This is a genomic window from Vibrio sp. 10N.261.55.A10 (assembly GCF_041470825.1).
Classification (GTDB): Bacteria; Pseudomonadota; Gammaproteobacteria; order Enterobacterales; family Vibrionaceae; genus Vibrio; species Vibrio crassostreae_C.
Window position 1 is genome coordinate 1 of record NZ_JBFRNC010000032.1, and the last position, 18,026, is coordinate 18,026.

The following is an 18,026-nucleotide window of genomic DNA, read 5'->3' on the forward strand; positions in this document are numbered from 1 at the left end:
CGTATTTTAGGACGAGACATGCTATTTGGCGCTCTTTGCTACCTGTCCAATAAACTTCATCGATCCTTTTGTTTTTTTCTTGGCGTTTTTTTCTTAAAATGCGCGCAATATTCTTTCTAGAGATCAACCATGAACAAAAGTGTCTTAACTAACGTTATCGCGTTAGCGCTGCTTGCTGGCGGCTATGCGACAGCAAACCAATACTTGCTTTATGCAGGCCTATTCGCCTTTTCTGGTGCCATCACCAACTGGCTTGCGATTCACATGTTGTTCGAGAAAGTACCCGGCCTATACGGTTCTGGAGTGATTCCAGCGCGCTTTGAAGAGTTCAAGGCAGCCATCAAGCAACTGATGATGGAGCAATTCTTTACAGAAAGTAACATCGACCGCTTCCTAAGCAGCGAGATGACAGGAAAGTCGCTCAATCTAGAGCCTGTGATTCAGAAGATCGACTTTAATCCTGCATTCGACTCACTGGTGCATGTTATCGAGAACTCTCAGTTTGGCGGTATGTTGGCAATGTTTGGTGGCACAGAAGCACTAGAGCCAATGAAAGCGCCGTTTGTTGAGAAGATGCAAGAATCTGTGATTGAAATCAGCAAGAGTGATTCTGTAAAAAATGCCATCAAAGACGAGCTAGAATCGCCTGCGATGATGGATGAAATCAAAGAAAACATTGAGGCGATCATCGATCAGCGCTTGAATGAACTAACACCTAAGCTGGTTAAAGAGATGGTTCAGACCATGATCAAGAAACACCTTGGTTGGTTGGTCGTTTGGGGCGGTGTATTCGGTGGTGTGATTGGCTTAATCTCTGCGGCCATTACGCTTTAAGGCGAACAAGTTTATCGGGTTGCTCTTTATCTGACGCTCAACAAAAAATGGAAGCTTATTGCTTCCATTTTTTATATCTAAATCACGTTGGTAAGCGAAATTAGGCCACTATTTTAGAGTTGCCAACAACTCAGGGTTCACGCCGAAGCCCTTTTTATGCTCTTCAATCACCACTTCACTACGTGTCTGAATCACACCAGGCAAGGTGCCCAACTTCGTTGCCATAAACGCTTGGTACGCCTTCATGTCTTTCACTCGAACCTTGATCATGGTGTCAAAGTCACCCGACAGTGAGTAGCACTCTTCCACCTCAGGCATCATTTCCACGGCTTGGGCAAATTTGTCGAAGATCGAAAAGCTAGTCTGATCGAGACGGATATGGATAAAGACTTGAACATCGAGTCCCAGCTTTTCTGAACAAAGCTCAGCATGATAGCCCGTGATGTAGCCCTCTTTCTCCAATCGCTTGAGTCTATCAGAGCAAGGTGACGTCGTAAGGTTGACCTGTTTTGCCAGTTCAACAACAGGTAAACGCCCTTTCATATGCAGAATTCTTAGTATCTCTTTATCGATACGATCGAGCTGATGCTGAGACATAACATTCCTTAAACATTCTAAATTCCGCTCAGTATATTCCATACCAAGAGCAATCGAAGAAAACCTCGCTCACACATTTAAAAACTAAATGCACGGATGATATTCACGCCAGATATAAACACATACAAATAGATAAGAACCCTTATAAATCAAACTCTGGTTATTAACAAATTATTATAGAAATGACCCGATTAACAAATAAGTTGAGCCGGAAACGAAAGAAAGGATATAGGCCAAAGTGAATAATATAATTATCAAAGAGAAAGGATGACTCTATTATGAAAACGCAAGAACTCGCATATAAACCTTACGGTATTGGTTCATGGACACACGTAACGGTATCAAAAGATGTTGCTCAAGCACTAGCAAGTGAATACTCAAACTATGGATGGGAAGTGAAGATTGATGGCAATGCCATTGAAGCTGAGCTTGCACTCAAGGCTGCTTAGAAACACAAAAACCTCCTAGCACGGAGGTTTTTTGAATCAAGTTAGTAAGCACTTACTATGAGTTAGGCTAGGCCAACTTGGGGAACAGCACTTCCAGTTTCGCAACGACAATTGCACGTGCGGCAGAAGTGCTGAGTTTCCATATCGTAGTACAGGTTTCCACTAAATAGTTTTGACGTCCATTGCATCATACGGCCAGAAGCTGTCTCGGGCTCTGATTCACAACGTTTCATTATAGACTTATGTAGTGTTGTTTTTTTACATCCTTTGCAATAGAGATCAGGCATACCTTTGTCCTATAGGTCTTTAGTGGTTACTGACAATTGACACATCATGTCCAATTCGGTTCCACAATTCACCGAGCTAATGACAAAAGTGAGCGCCAAGTTCAAAAAATAGCCATTTTTCTGTTTTATTTTTTGACATCAAACGCCACCAACAAGACAGACCTTTCATTTCTCGCTCAAGATCCTTCGCTTTCGATTTACATTGTAAACCCCCATTTCAATATCAGAAAACCTCGAATAAACTTAATTTGAAATAAGACAAAGGTCGTACTCACATAAAAAAATAGAGCCACCGAAGTGACTCTATTGTTCATGTCTTTTGCTAATTCATTGGTATTTTTACAATGTAAATTAGTCTAGCTCAACAAGGTTCTTCTCGAACTCAGCGTGTTGCTTCTTAACTTCGTCTTCAGGCTCGCCCGTAATTAGACTCACGATAACGATAGAAAGAGTCGATAGGATGATTCCCGGTACGATTTCGTACACATCGAACCAACCGCCCGTGAACTGTTTCCAAAGTACAATCGTCACACCACCAACCACGATACCCGCTAGAGCGCCGTTACGGTTCATACGAGACCAGTACAGGCTCAATACAATAGCTGGGCCGAATGCAGCACCAAAACCAGCCCATGCGTAAGACACAAGGCCAAGTACTGAACTGTCTGGCGTCATCGCTAGCACAAGTGCAATCAAAGAGATTAGGATAACCGCGAAGCGGCCTACACGAACAATCTCTTCAGACGTCGCATCTTTCTTAAGTACTTGCTTATACAGATCTTCTGCTAGTGCAGATGAAGATACAAGTAGCTGTGAATCCGCAGTACTCATGATTGCCGCTAGGATTGCAGCAAGTAAGATACCTGCGATTACTGGGTGGAACATCGCGTTCACAAGAAGCATGAAGATCTTCTCGCCATCGTCTAGCTTAGGCGCGCCAGAGTTAGTCACGTAGATTAGACCAACCAGACCTACTAGCATTGCACCAACCATAGACAGAGCAGACCATACCACCGCGATACGACGCGCTGTTGTTAGGTCTTTGTTGCTACGTGTTGCTTTGAAACGAGCAAGGATGTGTGGCTGACCGAAGTAACCTAGACCCCATGCCGCTAGCGAGATGATCGCGATAGCAGAAAGTGGCTCACCTTTCACATCATTCCATAGCGTGAGAAGCTCTGGGTTGATGTTGTGAAGATCAGTCGATAGCTGACCAAGACCACCGTTCATCGCTGCGATTGGTACAATCAATAGCGCAGCAGACATCAGCAGACCTTGAACCAAATCCGTCCAAGATACCGCAAGGAAACCACCAAATAGCGTGTAAGAAACCACACATACTGTACCGATGATTACCGCTGTTGTGTAATCTAGGCCGAATACTGTTTCAAACAATTTACCACCTGCTACCAAGCCAGAACTTGTGTAGAAAAGGAAGAATAAAAGGATAAAGAAAGCAGAAATTGTTTGGATCAGCTTAGAATTATCATTGAAACGACGAGATAGGAACTCAGGTAGCGTCAGTGACTCTGTTGTAATGCTGTAAGTACGCAGACGCTTAGCACTGATTAACCAGTTCGCCCAAGTACCAACTAGCAGGCCACCAGCAAGCCAGAATGCTTCAAAACCAGCAGCATAAGCGTAACCCGGTAGACCAAGTAGTAGCCAACCACTCATGTCTGATGCACCAGCAGAAAGTGCAGCAGGCCATGGGCCTAGCGAACGACCACCTAGGAAGTAGTCTGTCGAGCTAGAAGTACGTTTGTAAGCAATAACACCGATTGCCAGCATCATAATTAGATACGCAATGAACGTCGTCGTTATTGCAAAACTGTTTTCTATCATTTGATAGTCCTCATTTGTAAAAAGCCTTCCATACCTAATTCAATGCAAGACACTCACCGTAAAGGCAAGCGAGTGCATTGAGTTAGGTATTGAGGCTCCAAGGCACTATGAGTTAAATCCAAAGATGGTGAAACCAACAATGGAGAAAACAAAAGTGCTTAGAGCCAATGTTACTGAAGGTTAGTGAGCTTCGCTTCCAAGTTCGAGCAAGGTCGCGTTACCGCCCACGGCTGTTATATTTATAGTTCGCGTACGCTCGGTAATGAAACGCAGCGATAAGTGTGGATCGTGAGCAACATGCATTGCTGTCAGATCCGTTTCAGCTACTAAACTGACGATGGCACCGTCACGCTTAGCAAGTTGTAAATTGATAGCTTGAGCCGTTTGTGAGTTACCTACGTAACCTGCGCTACGTACATCGCAAGACAGCAGCTGTTGAGCCGCGTCGTACGAAGCAACCTGCACCAAGTTCGTCGGTAAATTCGCTTGTTTCGCTGCATCAGCGATCAAGGTGTTGAATTGCACGTCATCACTGCACAATTGCACGCTGTTACCCGCTAATAGTGCTGCGGTAATCATCGCGGTTGCTGTTTGCAGTGCTGGCTCTTTGTCTTGGCAATCATCAACAATCACCAAAGCCACACCACGTCCTGCAGCATACAGCTCGTTTGTTTCACCAGTCGGGCCAGCCATTAGGTGCTGCTCAGAAAGCAGCGCAGAGGCTTGCTCTAGGTGATAAGTTGCCACTGCCGCCAAAGACGTAGATTGGCTTTCGATCTCTGATTTGAATGCAAGTACCTGAGCACTCTTATGATCAAAGTCGGTAAGATTCCATTGTTCCCACGCTAACAAAGCATCAGAAAAACCTGTCACTTGATGAACCATGATACTGCTCCTTATGCCTTGTCTTGTGATTGAGAAAAATGAACATCAGTAAAGCGGTATAGGTAGTGAGGACCACCCGCTTTAGGGCCAGTACCCGACAAACCTTGACCGCCGAATGGTTGAACACCAACAACAGCGCCCACTTGGTCACGGTTGATGTAGCAGTTACCCACACGAATGTGTTTCTCGATCCAACGGTAAGTTGTTTCGTTACGGCTGTGGATACCCATAGTTAGACCAAAACCGGTTTGGTTAATTTGGTCTACTACTTGTGTCAACTCACTCGCTTTGAAGCGAACGATATGCAGTACAGGACCAAACTGCTCTTCTTTCAAACAGCTGATGTCATCGATTTCAAATGCACTTGGTGGAACAAAGTCACCATGTTCACAATCCGCTCCTAGAGAAAGTTGAGCCACTTTCTTCTGGGTCTTAGTCATATTTTCTAGGTGCGTCATCAACTTCTGCTTCGCGTTTTGGTCGATAACTGGGCCCACATCCGTTTTATGAAGATGTGGAATACCAACGCTTAGCTCATCCATCGCACCGTGAATTAGTCCAATCACGCGATCTGCAATGTCTTCTTGAATGTAAAGCACACGTAGCGCAGAACAACGTTGACCTGCAGAAGCGAATGCCGAACGAATAACATCACGGACTACCTGTTCAGGCAGTGCGGTACTGTCGACGATCATCGCATTCTGACCACCGGTTTCCGCGATAAACGGAACAGGCTTAGCGTTACGACTCGCCAATGACACGTTGATACGTTGTGCTGTTGGTGTTGACCCCGTAAAGGCAACGCCCGCAATCGCATCATGACTGGTTAGCGCACTGCCGATCTCAGCGCCACGACCCGGTAGTAACTGAATCGTGCCAGCAGGGAAACCCGCTTCATTCATCAATTCCACTGCGCGAGCTGCAATTAAGCTTGTTTGCTCTGCAGGTTTCGCCACAACCGTGTTACCCGCCACTAGTGCAGCTGTAATTTGGCCAAGGAAGATCGCCAATGGGAAGTTCCAAGGGCTGATACAAACGAATACACCACGACCTTGTCGCGAAGCGATTCGAGTTAGACCATCAAAGCCTTTTAGCTCAAAACCTTGTAGGTTGTTCGCTTGTTTTGCGTAGTAACGACAGAAGTCGACCGCTTCACGCACTTCATCAATGCTGTCGTGAATCGTCTTACCTGCTTCTTGATGACAAATTGCCACCAGCTCAGCAAGGTTGTCTTCCATCAGGTCAGCCAGCTTATCAAGCGCTGCCGCTTTGGTTTCAACTGAAGTTGCGTTCCAATCAGCAAATGCTGCGTCTGCGCCAGTGATCGCTACGGAAACATGATCAAGGTTAGCAAAAGCCACCTGACCCACATTAATACGACGATCATAAGGTGCAGTCACTTGTTCAACGTTCTGATCAGCCTTGATCATGCTTTCGGCAAGAGATTCACCGTTGATCACAGGGCCCGCAGTCCATTGATTGTTTAAGAAGCCTTTTACTTGCTCTTCAAACTGATGCGCTTCGCTTTCGATATCAATGTTCACACCGTATGAATTTTTACGCTCAGGGAATACCGCTGGAGGCAGAGGAATCTTAGTGTTGTTTAATGTATCGAACGCCAGAAGCATATCGACTGGGTGTTGAGTCAGCTCTGCCACAGGGCAACGTGCATCAACTAGACGGTGTACAAACGAGCTGTTTGCGCCGTTTTCTAGCAAGCGACGTACTAGGTATGGCAGTAGATCTTTATGGCTGCCAACCGGTGCGTAAATACGTACTGACTGTTGGTAAGCTTCCATCGCATGGTTGTAAAGCGAGTCACCCATGCCGTGTAAGCGTTGGAATTCAAAGTCTTTATGATCGGTCATTACTGCAATAGCAGAAACCGTATGAGCATTGTGGCTCGCAAACTGCGGGAAGATATTGCCACGAACGCTTGGGCTCAATAGGTAACGTGCACATGCAAGGTAAGCTACGTCTGTCGCTTCTTTACGTGTGTAAACTGGGTAATCAGTAAAGCCTGCTTGTTGTGACCATTTGATTTCGCTGTCCCAGTACGCGCCTTTCACTAGGCGAAGCGGGATCAAATCACCCTGCTCTTTTGCTAGGCGGTTTAGCCAAACTAGAACCGGTAACGCACGCTTTGAATACGCTTGAATAACCAGACCAAACTTGCCCCAGCCTTTCACTAGCTCGCTGCGATACAGTTTTTCGAATAACTTAAGCGAAAGCTCTAGGCGATCCGCTTCTTCTGCATCAATCGTGATCGCAACATCAAGCTCAATCGCACGGCGCAGTAACTGCTCTAGCGCGTCGCATAGCTCAGTCAGTACGCGGTCTTCGTTCGCCACTTCGTAACGAGGATGAAGTGCAGAAAGCTTGATAGACACAGATGGCGCTGGGCTAGATTTTGAAGAGACATAAGTGTCTCGACCTACGGCTTCAATCGCCATTAGGTAATCTTTAAAGTACTTATTTGCGTCAGCTGTGGTCAGTGCTGCTTCACCTAGCATGTCGTATGAGTAGGTAAAGCCTTTGTCGCGCATCGACTTACCGTTCTTTTGCGCTTCAGCAATGCTGCGGCCAAGAACAAATTGGTGACCCATCACTTTCATCGCTTGGTGCATCGCTTTACGAATTACCGGCTCAGAAAGCTTGTTCACTAAACGGTTAACCGCTTGTCCAGCACTCTGCTCGTTCGATGAAAGTCCAACCACCTTGCCTGTTAGCATTAAGCCCCAAGTTGAAGCGTTAACAAAAACCGAATCAGAATTCTTTAGGTGAGACTTCCAATCCGCAACGCTTAGCTTGTCGCGAATCAGTGCATCAGCCGTTGCTGAATCAGGAATACGCATCAAGGCTTCCGCCAGACACATCAGCAAGATGCCCTCTTGAGTATCTAAGCTGTATTCAAGCAACAGTGCATCGATCATCTGGATAGAAGTCTTATCCGCACGGATAGCTTCGATCAAAGAAGTCGTTTTGTCTGTGATTTGCTGCTTTTCAGACTCAGAAGGGGTAGCTAGTGGCAGAAGTTGCTCTAGCCATTGGGTTTCATCCACCATATATAATGGTGAGATAAGCGACCATAGATCAGTAAGCGACTGCTCATTGAATTCTGGCTTTAACACATCAGTAGCTGTAAACATGCGTTTTCCTTAATCTCACACCCGGAATTAGCCCGGGATCTCTACAATGGCTGCAGTGTATGTAGAGTATATAAGGATTACTTGTCAAAAACTCCGAGTTTTTTGCTAAAAACTCGCTTTATTAACAAAACAAACACAACGTCACATATGAAACTTTAAAATAATATGCCGTTTTGTTTCACTATTTAACAGAAATTTTCTTTTTGTATTGAGATGGTGACATGCCTTGAAGGCGTGAAAAGGTATGAGTAAAGGAAGATTGACCGGAGAAACCAGCCAGTTCTGCGACCTGACCAAGGCTAAGGTTACCCTGTTCAATTAAACGGCGAGAACGATCGATACGCTTACCAAGAACATACTGGTGAGGGGTAATGCCCATTTGCTCTTTGAACAGCATATGGAACTGGCTTTCGCCCAAGAACACGCTGCCCGCAAGCTGAGCGACAGAGATCTTATTCGCGAGGTGTTGCTCGATGTAGCGATCCAGTGCTTCAAGATCAAAACGCGAGTCTTTAATTGAGGTTTCAAATGCCGATATGTGCCTTTGCATCAGAGCGATCACCGTGTCATTGCAGGCACGGCTTAACAATAGATCATCCGGGCTCGCCTGCATTTCTTGCACCAACATATGGATAAGCTTTTGAATTTGCGCGTCTAATTGGAAGTAGACGTTCGATGATTCTAACTGGTTAATCTTCTCTAACATTAGAGGGTCATCATCGGTTGGCACAGGCATATTGAGCACTAGGATATCCGACTGACCAACCACCCCACCGAAAGCATGATCAGAGCTCGCTGTTACCACACAACCTTGACCCGGCCCGATAAGATTACCTTTACCGCAAACTTCAAATTCCGCCTGACCATTTAAACCAATCACGACTTGCGAATAGTGGTGATCGTGACAATCCATATGCGAAGGCAAAGTAATGATCTCCGCAGGGCGAGGGCCAGTAAGGCCTAGCGGGGACAAGTCTAGGTTTGGAAAGGGTAAAGGTTTTGGCATGACAGCAAAGTACTCAGATCGACATAGTGAGAATAATACTCTGAAATCTGCACAAGATGAATTTGTAAATGATCATGAGAGTCATTTCCTCACCATAGACAGAAGATCATTACCGCGATCATCTTGATCATGCCTGCGGAAAGATGATCAAGAGCGTACAAACTACGGGCATTGTAAAACCAATCGTTCCGGCGAGTTTAGGGACTTCACCAGCAATCACACAAGCACGAAAAACCATGTGGTCAATAAATGCTTTTTCACGCCAACATAATGAATAAATTTTCTTATATAGCTCAAATAATTGGCTATAAGCCTGTAAAAAGTGTATCCGAAGTACCGAAACTTGGCTTTTGAGTAGATTGGATAGCAATAAAACGGTATAAAGACGGGTACTGTGTTAATTGCTAATAACTAGTGACTCACAACTAGGAAGTAGACACTTTATTAACGAGCCAATTTTCAATCTACAAGTTGCAGGGACCTATGACTAACTTTCGAATTTCAGCGCTTTTACTTGCGCTATCCCCACTTTGGGTATCTGCATCGGTATCCGCTGAAGAACTGAATCAAGTCGATCCCGTTTCAGCTATCGATGCAAAGCTAACAGAGAAAAACTCAGATATTGAGCGTATTTCAGCAACCAAAGTATCGGCGACTGAAAACCTAAAACAACTTCAAAACAAGAACAGCAAGTTGTTGCGCGAAGGTGAAGAACTTAAGGCAAAACGTAACAGAGCCAAGTCTGTACTCGACAAACAGTACAGTCGCTTGCTTGAAGATCCAGAAACAGATTTAGTCTCTTTCCAGAAAAGTTACCAAGACGCTTGGGCTGCGGTTAAAGAGAATCAATCGTCTCAGCTAGATAACGAACAAGCGATCAACGAGAGCGAAATTCACCTTTCTCAAATCAAGCAAAAGCAAGCTCGCCTGAATAATGAGCTGGCAAACTTGAGAGAGTCAAAAGTTGAAGCTCGCGTAAAACGTATCGCAACAGAACTGCGTGAAAGTGCGGTGCTTGAAACCAGCTATACCACCACATGTTCATCAACAATGACACTTGGTGAGTGTACTGCACAGGGTAAACACCTGACCAATCAAAAAGCCGTGCAAACGTTCAAGAGCCAATTACTTGAGCAGCTCACAGAAAGCACACTTGCGAAGCAAAACTTACAAGGTGTTCAGCTGAATATCCATGTTCAAGACAGCCAAGCGATCAAGAGCGGCTTCTCTGGTAACAACTCTTACTTCATGCAGATGCAAGCTCAACTGCAAGCAAAACCTGAAGCGGTTGCCGCATGTAACCTATTGAACGTTTCAACACGCTACTGTTTAACTGGCAGCGATGCGGCTGCAGTTAAAAAGAGCGACAAGAAATGGGCAAACGTAACCGTGCGTTCTGACCAATACAACGACTCTGTGACCATCAACGGTATTAAGTATGGCAGCACACCTCTTGAGGTAGCGCTACCAAGCGGTCGTCATCAAGTAACTATCTCTAAGCAAGGTTACGAGTCATACAACCGCACAGTTACCATCAACGGCAGCGACACTATCTGGGTTAAGCTTCTTCCTAGCAAAGAAAGCTAATTCCCTCAGTAAAAGATCGCCATACCGATTTCACAAAGCTGAATGAACACTCGCCATTTTGTTGATCGTTATAAACTTATACGGTCATTATAAACAATAACTGCAGACGAAATGGCGTTGTCGTTTAGAATAGTCGATTAACCTAAATTACGATTGAAGTAGCCCATCATGCGCCAAGGTTTTCCCACTCTATTATTTGCACTTGCTCCCTGCTTAATGACACCTGCTGTTTTCGCTGAAGCAACACCACCAGCAATCACGGCCGCCTCTGTTACTGATCTTGAAAGTTCGCTTTTCGAAAAGCACGCCGAGTTAACGGCTATCGAAAAGAAAGTCGAGGACAAACAAAATCAAGTCGATAACCAAGCACAGCAAACGGCACGTCTAGCTGAGTTATCAGCTCAAGCAGAGCAAACACTCGCAAAGGCAAAAGCCAGCCTAGAGCAAGATTACACGCGCATGATTGATGATCCCGATTTAGATATCTCGCTTGCTCAAAAACGCTTCCAAGACGCTTGGAAAACCGTAAAAGAAGGCAAACTTGCGATTTCAGACTCAGAGCAAAAGCAGCAAGGCTTGGTGATGGAGCTTGAGGCTATCCAAGCCGAGAAAGCCGCGGCAGAAGCTTCAATCGCAAACCTAAACCAAGACAAGCTAAGAGCAAGAGCAGAGCGACTAAGATACGAGATCACTCAGACGGAAGAGCAAACTGTTAGCTTTACCAACCGTTGCAGCAGCGATATGACACTGGCGCAGTGTTCAGACCAAACGGTGACTTTGGCACTTCAAAAAGCGGTAAAACAATTCCAACACAGCCTAATCGATAACGCGACTGAATCGAAAACAGTGAAAGAGCACCTTGCGTCTGCTTCGCTGAACATTCACGTTCTGCAACACAAAGTGAAATCCTCTGGCTTCTCTGAAGATAACCGTTACCGAGCGGTGATTGCGGCGAACCTAGAAACTCGTCCAGATAAGAACACACCTTGTCGCCTGCTTGGTATTCAGTCATCAAACTGTTTCACACAAAGCGAGCAACAAGCCAACGACCAGCAAAAAGAAGTTGCTTGGGTTAACTTGGTGGTGCGTTCAAATCAATACAACGACAATGTTTCTATCAACGGCGTGAACTATGGCAGTACACCGGTTGAAGTGATGTTACCGACGGGCCAACACATGGTCACGATCGAAAAAGAAGGCTACCTTTCTTTCCATCAAGAGCTGAAGATAGCCCGCGATCACAACCTACGAGCCGTATTGCAAGCGAAACAGAATTCATTAAATGTCGGCACCAAGTTTGCCGATCCGATGGGTAACGACATTCAGAGCCCTGAAATGATTGTTGTCGGCTCGGGTCGCTACCTACTGGGTGAAAATAACGCACAACAAGTGACGATCAAACAGCCGTTTGCATTAGCCGCAACACCAACCCGTGTTCAAGACTTCAAAGCATTCGTAAAAAACACAGGCTACCAGACAGACGCTGAGCTGATGAACACCTGCGATACATTCGTCAATGCAGAGATCACAACCGTTTCAGATAAAGACTGGCAGAACCCAGGCTTTAAGCAAGCTAATAACTCACCGGTAGTTTGTGTTAGCCAAAACGATGCCAAAGCTTATACACGTTGGTTATCTAAAAACACCGGCTTCACTTACCGCTTGCCAACACCACAAGAGTGGGAAGCTGCAGCAAGAGCTGGCCAAGACACCAACTTCTGGTGGGGCAATGAATTCCGTTCAGGCAAAGCCAACACTGGCTGGGCGGGTACACCATGGTCAAACGTTAGTACATCTCCGGTTAAGTCATTCCAACCAACACCAACAGGCTTCTACGACATGGTGGGTAATGTATGGGAATGGACAACCGTTCAGAAAGGCCTAGCAAAAGGTGGCGCGTGGAGCTTCTCTCCTGAAGAAGCAAAAGTGTTTAACGAACTGTACGTACCGCCTTCAACGGCAGCGAACTATCTAGGATTCCGAGTAGTACGAGAGCTGTAGGCTCCCAATCACAGGCTCAGAATCCCAAATATTTACTCTAGGTTCTCAATTATCACATTGAGCAGCATTTATAGGGGAATTCCCCCCTTATGCATAAGCACTCCTAGGAGTAGATTCGTCGATAGAGTAGTAAGTCACTCTGGGTATCAAATTGATGCCTCAGTTTAATTTACCTGACCCTCGTAAATTAGACTGAAAATCTTCTACATGTCGACAAGGCATATCTTGTCTTTAGCCAGCCCCTCTTCAGGCTGGCTTTTTTTTGCCTGATTATCACCCTTTATGCCCATCGATTCTCCGTGATTGACACAGTTAATCAACAGTCCGTTTAACTGTCAGTCACCCCTTATTTTTCGTACTCTAATTGCCATTGCAGCGCTATAAGAAACTGATATCATTGCCATACCTCAGCTTACGAGATAAAACCTTGCCAGATCCACTCAACTCCATACATCGTTCTTTATTCGAACAACTTCCAGGCTGCTGGGGCTGCAAAGATACTGACTCGGTCTTCGTGTATGCCAACCTTGCTTACAACCAATTGATTGGCTTAAAACCCAATGAGACTTGTACTGGCTTGACCGACTTCGACATGCCCAGTCAAACCACTGAGTGCGCACAAGATTTCAGGGCTCAAGACAAACATGTAATGGATACACGCAGTACCCTTAAGATTCTCGATATTCACCCCTATCCAGACGGACGCTGGCACGCCCATATCTTTACCAAAACCCCTTGGCTTGATGATGACGACAACGTCCAAGGCACCATCTTCTATGGCCAAGAGCTTACCGATACCGCGATCTTAGAGGTCGGTCATTGGGTTTGTCAGGCCACAGGAACAAAAGGCGATCAGGCATCGCTTGCGGGGTCAGAGCCGCGCGTGTCTAAGCTGCAAAAGCGGCTGACTTCGAGAGAATCAGAGGTACTGTTCTTACTGCTTTTCGGCAAGAAACCACAGTACATCGCGTCGACGTTAAACATTTCAATCAAAACGGTCGAAGGTCATGTCGCCAGATTGAAACAGAAGTTTGATGCACGCAGTAAAAGCCAATTGATTGAGTATGCATTGGATTCAGGATTGGGCTCAGTGATCCCAGAAACTCTGCTCAAAAAACAGATCTCTGTTGTTCTTCACAGTGACTGATTGACTGTTCAGCTGAAAATGCAGACAAAAAAATGCCGTTGATTTGATCAGTCTAATCAACGGCATTTTTGGATCTGTTAAGCAGCTAAGCGATCAAGCAGCCTAAGGCGCTAGGCGATCAATATCCCAACTGTTGTCTTGGCGTGAGAACAAGAAACGGTCGTGCAAGCGGTGTTCACCACCCTGCCAGAACTCAATACTATCCACACGAACTCGGAAGCCACCCCAGAAAGAAGGCACAGGAATCTCGCCTTTGGCAAACTTCTGTTTAAGCTCTAGATACTTACCTTCTAAAATCCCACGCGCTGAAATGCGGCTACTCTGCTTACTTGCAATCGCGGCCAATTGGCTCTCTTTTGGACGTGACGAGAAGTACTTCATATTTTCCATAGCGGTCAGCTTTTCAGCCGTACCCGTAATATGAACTTGTCGTTCGAGTGGATGCCAAGGGAAGTGCAAACTGATTTTGCTGTTGTGCTCAAGCTGGTGCGCTTTGCGGCTACCTAAGTTGGTGTAAAAAACGAACCCGTCTTTATCAACATTCTTCAGCAGAACAATTCGTTGGAATGGCTGACCATTTTCATCAACCGTAGCAACTGTCATGGCAGTAGGGTCCGTCAACTTCGCTTCAATGGCTTGCTCTAGCCATAGATTGAATTGCTCAATCGGGTCTGCGGCCAAGTCTTTGCGTCTCAATCCACCCTTAGCGTATTCGCGACGAATATCTGTCAGTTCCATTTGGTTGCTCCTTTTAATTTTTTTGTGATTTTGCGCCGTAATCCTTTGAAACACAAGTCTAAGCCATGGTTTTGTCTCACAGAAGGTGCTCTGTGTTAACAAGATCTCGGTACTCTCTCCATCATATTGATAATCTTTATACAAACCGATGACAAGCTGAGATCCGAGTGACCAAAATACTGCCTAACCTAATGACACCCTTTGTTTTATTCTCATTGTTATTGGGAGCTGCAGGGCTGACCGCAACCCACTTTATGGCAGTGCAATTCCAAGAAAAAATCGTCACTCAGCAACTCGATGAAGCAGCAAGTAAAGCCAATCTACAAATCGACTCTGAATTGGATAAATTCAAACAGATCCCGGATTTGCTCAGCCATGACCCGCGCTTGCTCTCTTATTTTGACTCATCACCACAAGCAGACAAGATTTCCGCTGCGCAGCTCAATCAATTGCTATTTGAATGGTCGAATCAAAGCCAAGCCGACACCATCTATATTCACGATCCGAACGGTACTGTGGTCGCTTCCAGTAATTACCAAAAGCCTCGCACTTTTGTGGGTGAGAACTTCTCGTTTCGTCCCTACTTTGCTTCTGCCATTCAAGGTAACAACACACAATATGTCGCGCTAGGCGCTCGTTCGAACGTACGCGGTTATTTTCTGTCTTCACCTCTGTATATCGACAAGGAAATTGTTGGCGTTATCACCGTAAAAGTGAGCTTAGAAAATCTCGAAAACATCCTAACCAGCGACGATTTTGAGATCGTAGTACTCGACTCTAACCAAGTGGTCTTTCTATCAAGCCAAGCTCCATGGCTTTACCATTCATTGTTGCCACTAACTCAGCAACAACAAACGGATATCGCACTTCAACGCCAATACGGTCAAAGCGAAATTTCGATCATCGAAGCCTTTCGTTCTTCAAGCTCTCAGTCAGAAGCGAGCAATACCAATCAATCTAGCAACCTTCAATCCAATGAAATCCGAAAAGAGCTCACCGCCAACCAGTTATTCAAGCTTGGTGCTTTTAATCTTTACCCTGCAACGGTCAGCAACAACCAGTACCAAGTTGTCGCACTAAAAGAGACCAGAGCTGAACTTATTAAAATCTTTCAGATCGATGTCATCTTCGTGGTGATTTACAGCTTGGTGATGCTCATCGCTTGGTCGTGGCGCCAGACTTATCTCGCGAAAGTGGCGTTGACCCGACTCAACCAAAACCTAGAGCAAACCGTTGATAAACGTACCCACTACTTGAAGCAATCCAATCAGCAGCTGCAACAAACCCTTTTTCAATACCAAGAGTCGCAGTCGAAGTTGAAACAGACAGAACAAGAGCTGACACAAACCGCGAAACTAGCGGTACTCGGTGAGCTGTCAGCCAGCATTAACCACGAAATCAACCAACCACTTGCAGCACTGCGAACCTACAGTGAAAACAGCTTAAAGCTACTGGAAATGGAACGAACCGATTTAGTGAAAAGCAATCTTGAGAAAATGATTGGCCTCAACAACACCATTACCGACATCATCGCGCGACTCAAAGTCTTTACTCGCAAGGTCACCAAACAAGAACATCATGTGGCGAACCTGCATCAAGCGGTCAATAACGCCACTAGCATTCTCAGTGCGCTGATGATCAAGCAAGGCATTACGCTAAGGCTAAGCACGGTGCCAGACGACATTAATATTGCGATTCATCCAACCGAACTCGAGCAAGTACTAGTGAACCTGATTCACAACGCGACTCAAGCGCTGCAACAACAAGTTCTTGAACACAAAATCTTGCAGGAGCAACAAAACCTGGAAAGCGTTGACCAACAGGCTAGCCCACAGATAGGCATCGAATGGCAACTGCATCATGACTCTTGTCAGCTGATCATTTGGGATAACGGAATTGGCATGCCGAACGATAAGCTAGAACAGCTGTTCGACCCGTTTTTTACCACCAAACCGGAAGGTTTAGGGCTAGGGCTTTCAATATCGAAACGGATTATTGAAGCGTATCACGGCACGATCAGCGCGAACCGGTTAGAGCCTTCAGGCATGGTATTCTCGCTAAACATCCCGTTATATAACGATAAGGGCTAACACGCCGTTGTTATCGCTGATTAGAAAACGAATCTCACATACTGCTAATCTCACCTACAGCTAAGGACTCGACTTTTGCAATCTATGCCTAAACTCTATTTTGTCGACGATGAACCCACCATTCGAGACTCCGTAGAACAAGCCATGCTCATTGAAGGCATCGATATCGTCTGCTTTCCCAATGCTATTGAGGCATTAAAGAAAATAGATACCACGCAAGCCGGAATTGTCATCACCGATATTCACATGCCGGTAATGGATGGCATTCAATTAACGCAAAAGTTGCTGAGCCAAAATCCTCATTTTCAGGTCATCGTACTTACCGGACATGGTGACGTGCAAACCGCGGTATCAGCGATGAAAGCCGGTGCTTACGATTTTCTGGAAAAGCCATTTGTAGTCGATGCCCTACTCACTGCCGTTAAAAAAGCGGCAGATAAACTCGCACTGGTTGAAGAAAACAACCTATTGCGTAAAGAGTTGGCAATGCAAAATCAGGTTGGCCCAAAACTGATTGGTCAATCGCCATCGATGCAGGCATTACGCCGAGAATTGATCACCCTAGATACCAAAACCAACCCACTTCTATTGTTTGTTGGTGATTTAGGGACGGGGAAAAGGGTCACTGCACAATACACCCATGATTTACACAGTCATCAAACCGCAGAGCTTTGCCCTGTCGCGGCGTTTAATTTGCCACGCAGTGACGAAGCGACATTCCATCAGTTTATTTTGCAACTGTTCTTGAAGCATCAAGGTGGAACACTCTATATCCATGAAACAGAAGCGTTAACTTCGCAGCAATGGCTATGGTTAGCCGCTCTAAAACCCACTCTACTTCGTGAAAACTCATGCAAGACCAATGCAACTTGTATCATTATCGCAACTACAGTAGTTCCTACTACAATTACAGGTGAACTGCGCCGATTTAATTTACTACCCTTGGCGCAAAGAACGGAAGATATTGGCTCTTTGTTCAAACACTTTGCTCGTGGTGCAGCCAGTCGCTATCAACTGCCGCCACCCGTGATTACAGAAAAAGAGATCCAGAGACTCATTGCAACGCATTGGACGGAGAACATTCGTCAGCTTCGCCAACATGCTGAACTCAGAGTGCTGACTCAAATTAAGCAGCCGTCGCTCGACAACGATACTAATGAGCAAAATGAACTCGATATGAGCATTGAAGAGCAACAACAGTCGTTAAACCAACGCACCGATAGCTTTGAACAAATTATCTTGATTGAGGCACTACATCGCCATCAAGGTCGTTTAAAAGAAGTACAACAAGAGCTGCAGGTATCGCGAAAAACACTGTATGACAAACTAAGAAAGCACCAACTCGATAAAACAGATTTCAAGAACCGATAAGTCTTAAAAAATATATAAATTCAAAGATTTAAATGAGCAA

At 45.4% G+C, this 18,026-nt stretch carries 13 protein-coding genes; 7 read left to right on the forward strand and 6 right to left on the reverse strand.

Features of this window, described 5'->3' with window-relative positions; all coding sequences use genetic code 11:
• Positions 1-129: 129 nt before the first annotated feature.
• Positions 130-834 (forward strand): hypothetical protein, encoded by a 705-nt coding sequence (locus AB4274_RS10755; protein WP_017065155.1) that lies wholly within the window; start codon positions 130-132, stop codon positions 832-834.
• A 108-nt stretch (positions 835-942) separates the two neighbouring features.
• Here the strand turns inward: AB4274_RS10755 and AB4274_RS10760 are convergent, their stop codons facing one another.
• Positions 943-1,431, reverse strand: coding sequence for an Lrp/AsnC family transcriptional regulator (locus AB4274_RS10760; RefSeq protein WP_004732526.1), 489 nt, complete (start codon positions 1,429-1,431; stop codon positions 943-945).
• Between the two features lie 278 nt (positions 1,432-1,709).
• On the opposite strand from AB4274_RS10760, the gene AB4274_RS10765 reads away from it, so the two are divergent.
• Positions 1,710-1,880 carry a hypothetical protein gene (locus AB4274_RS10765; RefSeq protein WP_017071239.1) on the forward strand — a complete coding sequence of 57 codons (171 nt, stop codon included), beginning with the start codon at positions 1,710-1,712 and terminating at the stop codon, positions 1,878-1,880.
• Between the two features lie 638 nt (positions 1,881-2,518).
• Here the strand turns inward: AB4274_RS10765 and putP are convergent.
• From putP to AB4274_RS10785, 4 genes are all read right to left on the reverse strand, one after another.
• Positions 2,519-4,009 carry a sodium/proline symporter PutP gene (gene putP, locus AB4274_RS10770; protein ID WP_029235685.1) on the reverse strand — a complete coding sequence of 497 codons (1,491 nt, stop codon included), beginning with the start codon at positions 4,007-4,009 and terminating at the stop codon, positions 2,519-2,521.
• Between the two features lie 183 nt (positions 4,010-4,192).
• Entirely contained in the window at positions 4,193-4,897 is a 705-nt protein-coding gene (locus tag AB4274_RS10775) for a 1-pyrroline-5-carboxylate dehydrogenase (RefSeq protein ID WP_017065152.1), read from the reverse strand.
• A gap of 11 nt (positions 4,898-4,908) precedes the next feature.
• Positions 4,909-8,046, reverse strand: coding sequence for a bifunctional proline dehydrogenase/L-glutamate gamma-semialdehyde dehydrogenase PutA (putA, locus tag AB4274_RS10780; RefSeq protein WP_372111999.1), 3,138 nt, complete (start codon positions 8,044-8,046; stop codon positions 4,909-4,911).
• A 181-nt stretch (positions 8,047-8,227) separates the two neighbouring features.
• Positions 8,228-9,052: an AraC family transcriptional regulator gene (locus AB4274_RS10785; protein WP_017061200.1), complete on the reverse strand. Its 825-nt coding sequence runs from the start codon at positions 9,050-9,052 to the stop codon at positions 8,228-8,230.
• Positions 9,053-9,535: 483 nt separating this feature from the next.
• Between AB4274_RS10785 and AB4274_RS10790 the strand changes: the two genes are divergently transcribed.
• The 3 genes from AB4274_RS10790 (at position 9,536) to AB4274_RS10800 (ending at position 13,787) form a co-directional block, all read left to right on the forward strand.
• Entirely contained in the window at positions 9,536-10,639 is a 1,104-nt protein-coding gene (locus tag AB4274_RS10790; RefSeq protein ID WP_372112001.1) for a PEGA domain-containing protein, read from the forward strand.
• 168 nt (positions 10,640-10,807) lie between these two features.
• Positions 10,808-12,640: an SUMF1/EgtB/PvdO family nonheme iron enzyme gene (locus AB4274_RS10795; protein WP_372112003.1), complete on the forward strand. Its 1,833-nt coding sequence runs from the start codon at positions 10,808-10,810 to the stop codon at positions 12,638-12,640.
• Positions 12,641-13,004: 364 nt separating this feature from the next.
• On the forward strand, positions 13,005-13,787 hold the full coding sequence (locus tag AB4274_RS10800) for a helix-turn-helix transcriptional regulator (RefSeq protein ID WP_032547136.1): 783 nt from the start codon (positions 13,005-13,007) through the stop codon (positions 13,785-13,787).
• 102 nt (positions 13,788-13,889) lie between these two features.
• Here AB4274_RS10800 and pdxH read toward each other — a convergent pair whose 3' ends face one another.
• The gene (pdxH, locus tag AB4274_RS10805) at positions 13,890-14,525 is read right to left on the reverse strand and encodes a pyridoxamine 5'-phosphate oxidase (protein WP_017061203.1); all 636 of its coding nucleotides are present in this window, start codon (positions 14,523-14,525) and stop codon (positions 13,890-13,892) included.
• 167 nt (positions 14,526-14,692) lie between these two features.
• On the opposite strand from pdxH, the gene AB4274_RS10810 reads away from it, so the two are divergent.
• Positions 14,693-16,615: an ATP-binding protein gene (locus tag AB4274_RS10810; protein ID WP_372112005.1), complete on the forward strand. Its 1,923-nt coding sequence runs from the start codon at positions 14,693-14,695 to the stop codon at positions 16,613-16,615.
• Positions 16,616-16,699: 84 nt separating this feature from the next.
• On the forward strand, positions 16,700-17,986 hold the full coding sequence (locus AB4274_RS10815; protein ID WP_372112109.1) for a sigma-54-dependent transcriptional regulator: 1,287 nt from the start codon (positions 16,700-16,702) through the stop codon (positions 17,984-17,986).
• The last annotated feature ends 40 nt before the right edge of the window (positions 17,987-18,026 follow it).

What these genes read in the sequence shown, in the direction of transcription:
- AB4274_RS10775 (WP_017065152.1), bottom strand. Translation starts at nt 4,897, where the DNA reads ATGGTTCATCAAGTGACAGGTTTTTCTGATGCTTTGTTAGCGTGGGAA.
- AB4274_RS10760 (WP_004732526.1), bottom strand. Translation starts at nt 1,431, where the DNA reads ATGTCTCAGCATCAGCTCGATCGTATCGATAAAGAGATACTAAGAATT.
- AB4274_RS10765 (WP_017071239.1), top strand. Translation starts at nt 1,710, where the DNA reads ATGAAAACGCAAGAACTCGCATATAAACCTTACGGTATTGGTTCATGG.
- AB4274_RS10785 (WP_017061200.1), bottom strand. Translation starts at nt 9,052, where the DNA reads ATGCCAAAACCTTTACCCTTTCCAAACCTAGACTTGTCCCCGCTAGGC.
- pdxH (WP_017061203.1), bottom strand. Translation starts at nt 14,525, where the DNA reads ATGGAACTGACAGATATTCGTCGCGAATACGCTAAGGGTGGATTGAGA.
- AB4274_RS10795 (WP_372112003.1), top strand. Translation starts at nt 10,808, where the DNA reads ATGCGCCAAGGTTTTCCCACTCTATTATTTGCACTTGCTCCCTGCTTA.
- AB4274_RS10815 (WP_372112109.1), top strand. Translation starts at nt 16,700, where the DNA reads ATGCCTAAACTCTATTTTGTCGACGATGAACCCACCATTCGAGACTCC.
- putA (WP_372111999.1), bottom strand. Translation starts at nt 8,046, where the DNA reads ATGTTTACAGCTACTGATGTGTTAAAGCCAGAATTCAATGAGCAGTCG.
- AB4274_RS10790 (WP_372112001.1), top strand. Translation starts at nt 9,536, where the DNA reads ATGACTAACTTTCGAATTTCAGCGCTTTTACTTGCGCTATCCCCACTT.
- AB4274_RS10755 (WP_017065155.1), top strand. Translation starts at nt 130, where the DNA reads ATGAACAAAAGTGTCTTAACTAACGTTATCGCGTTAGCGCTGCTTGCT.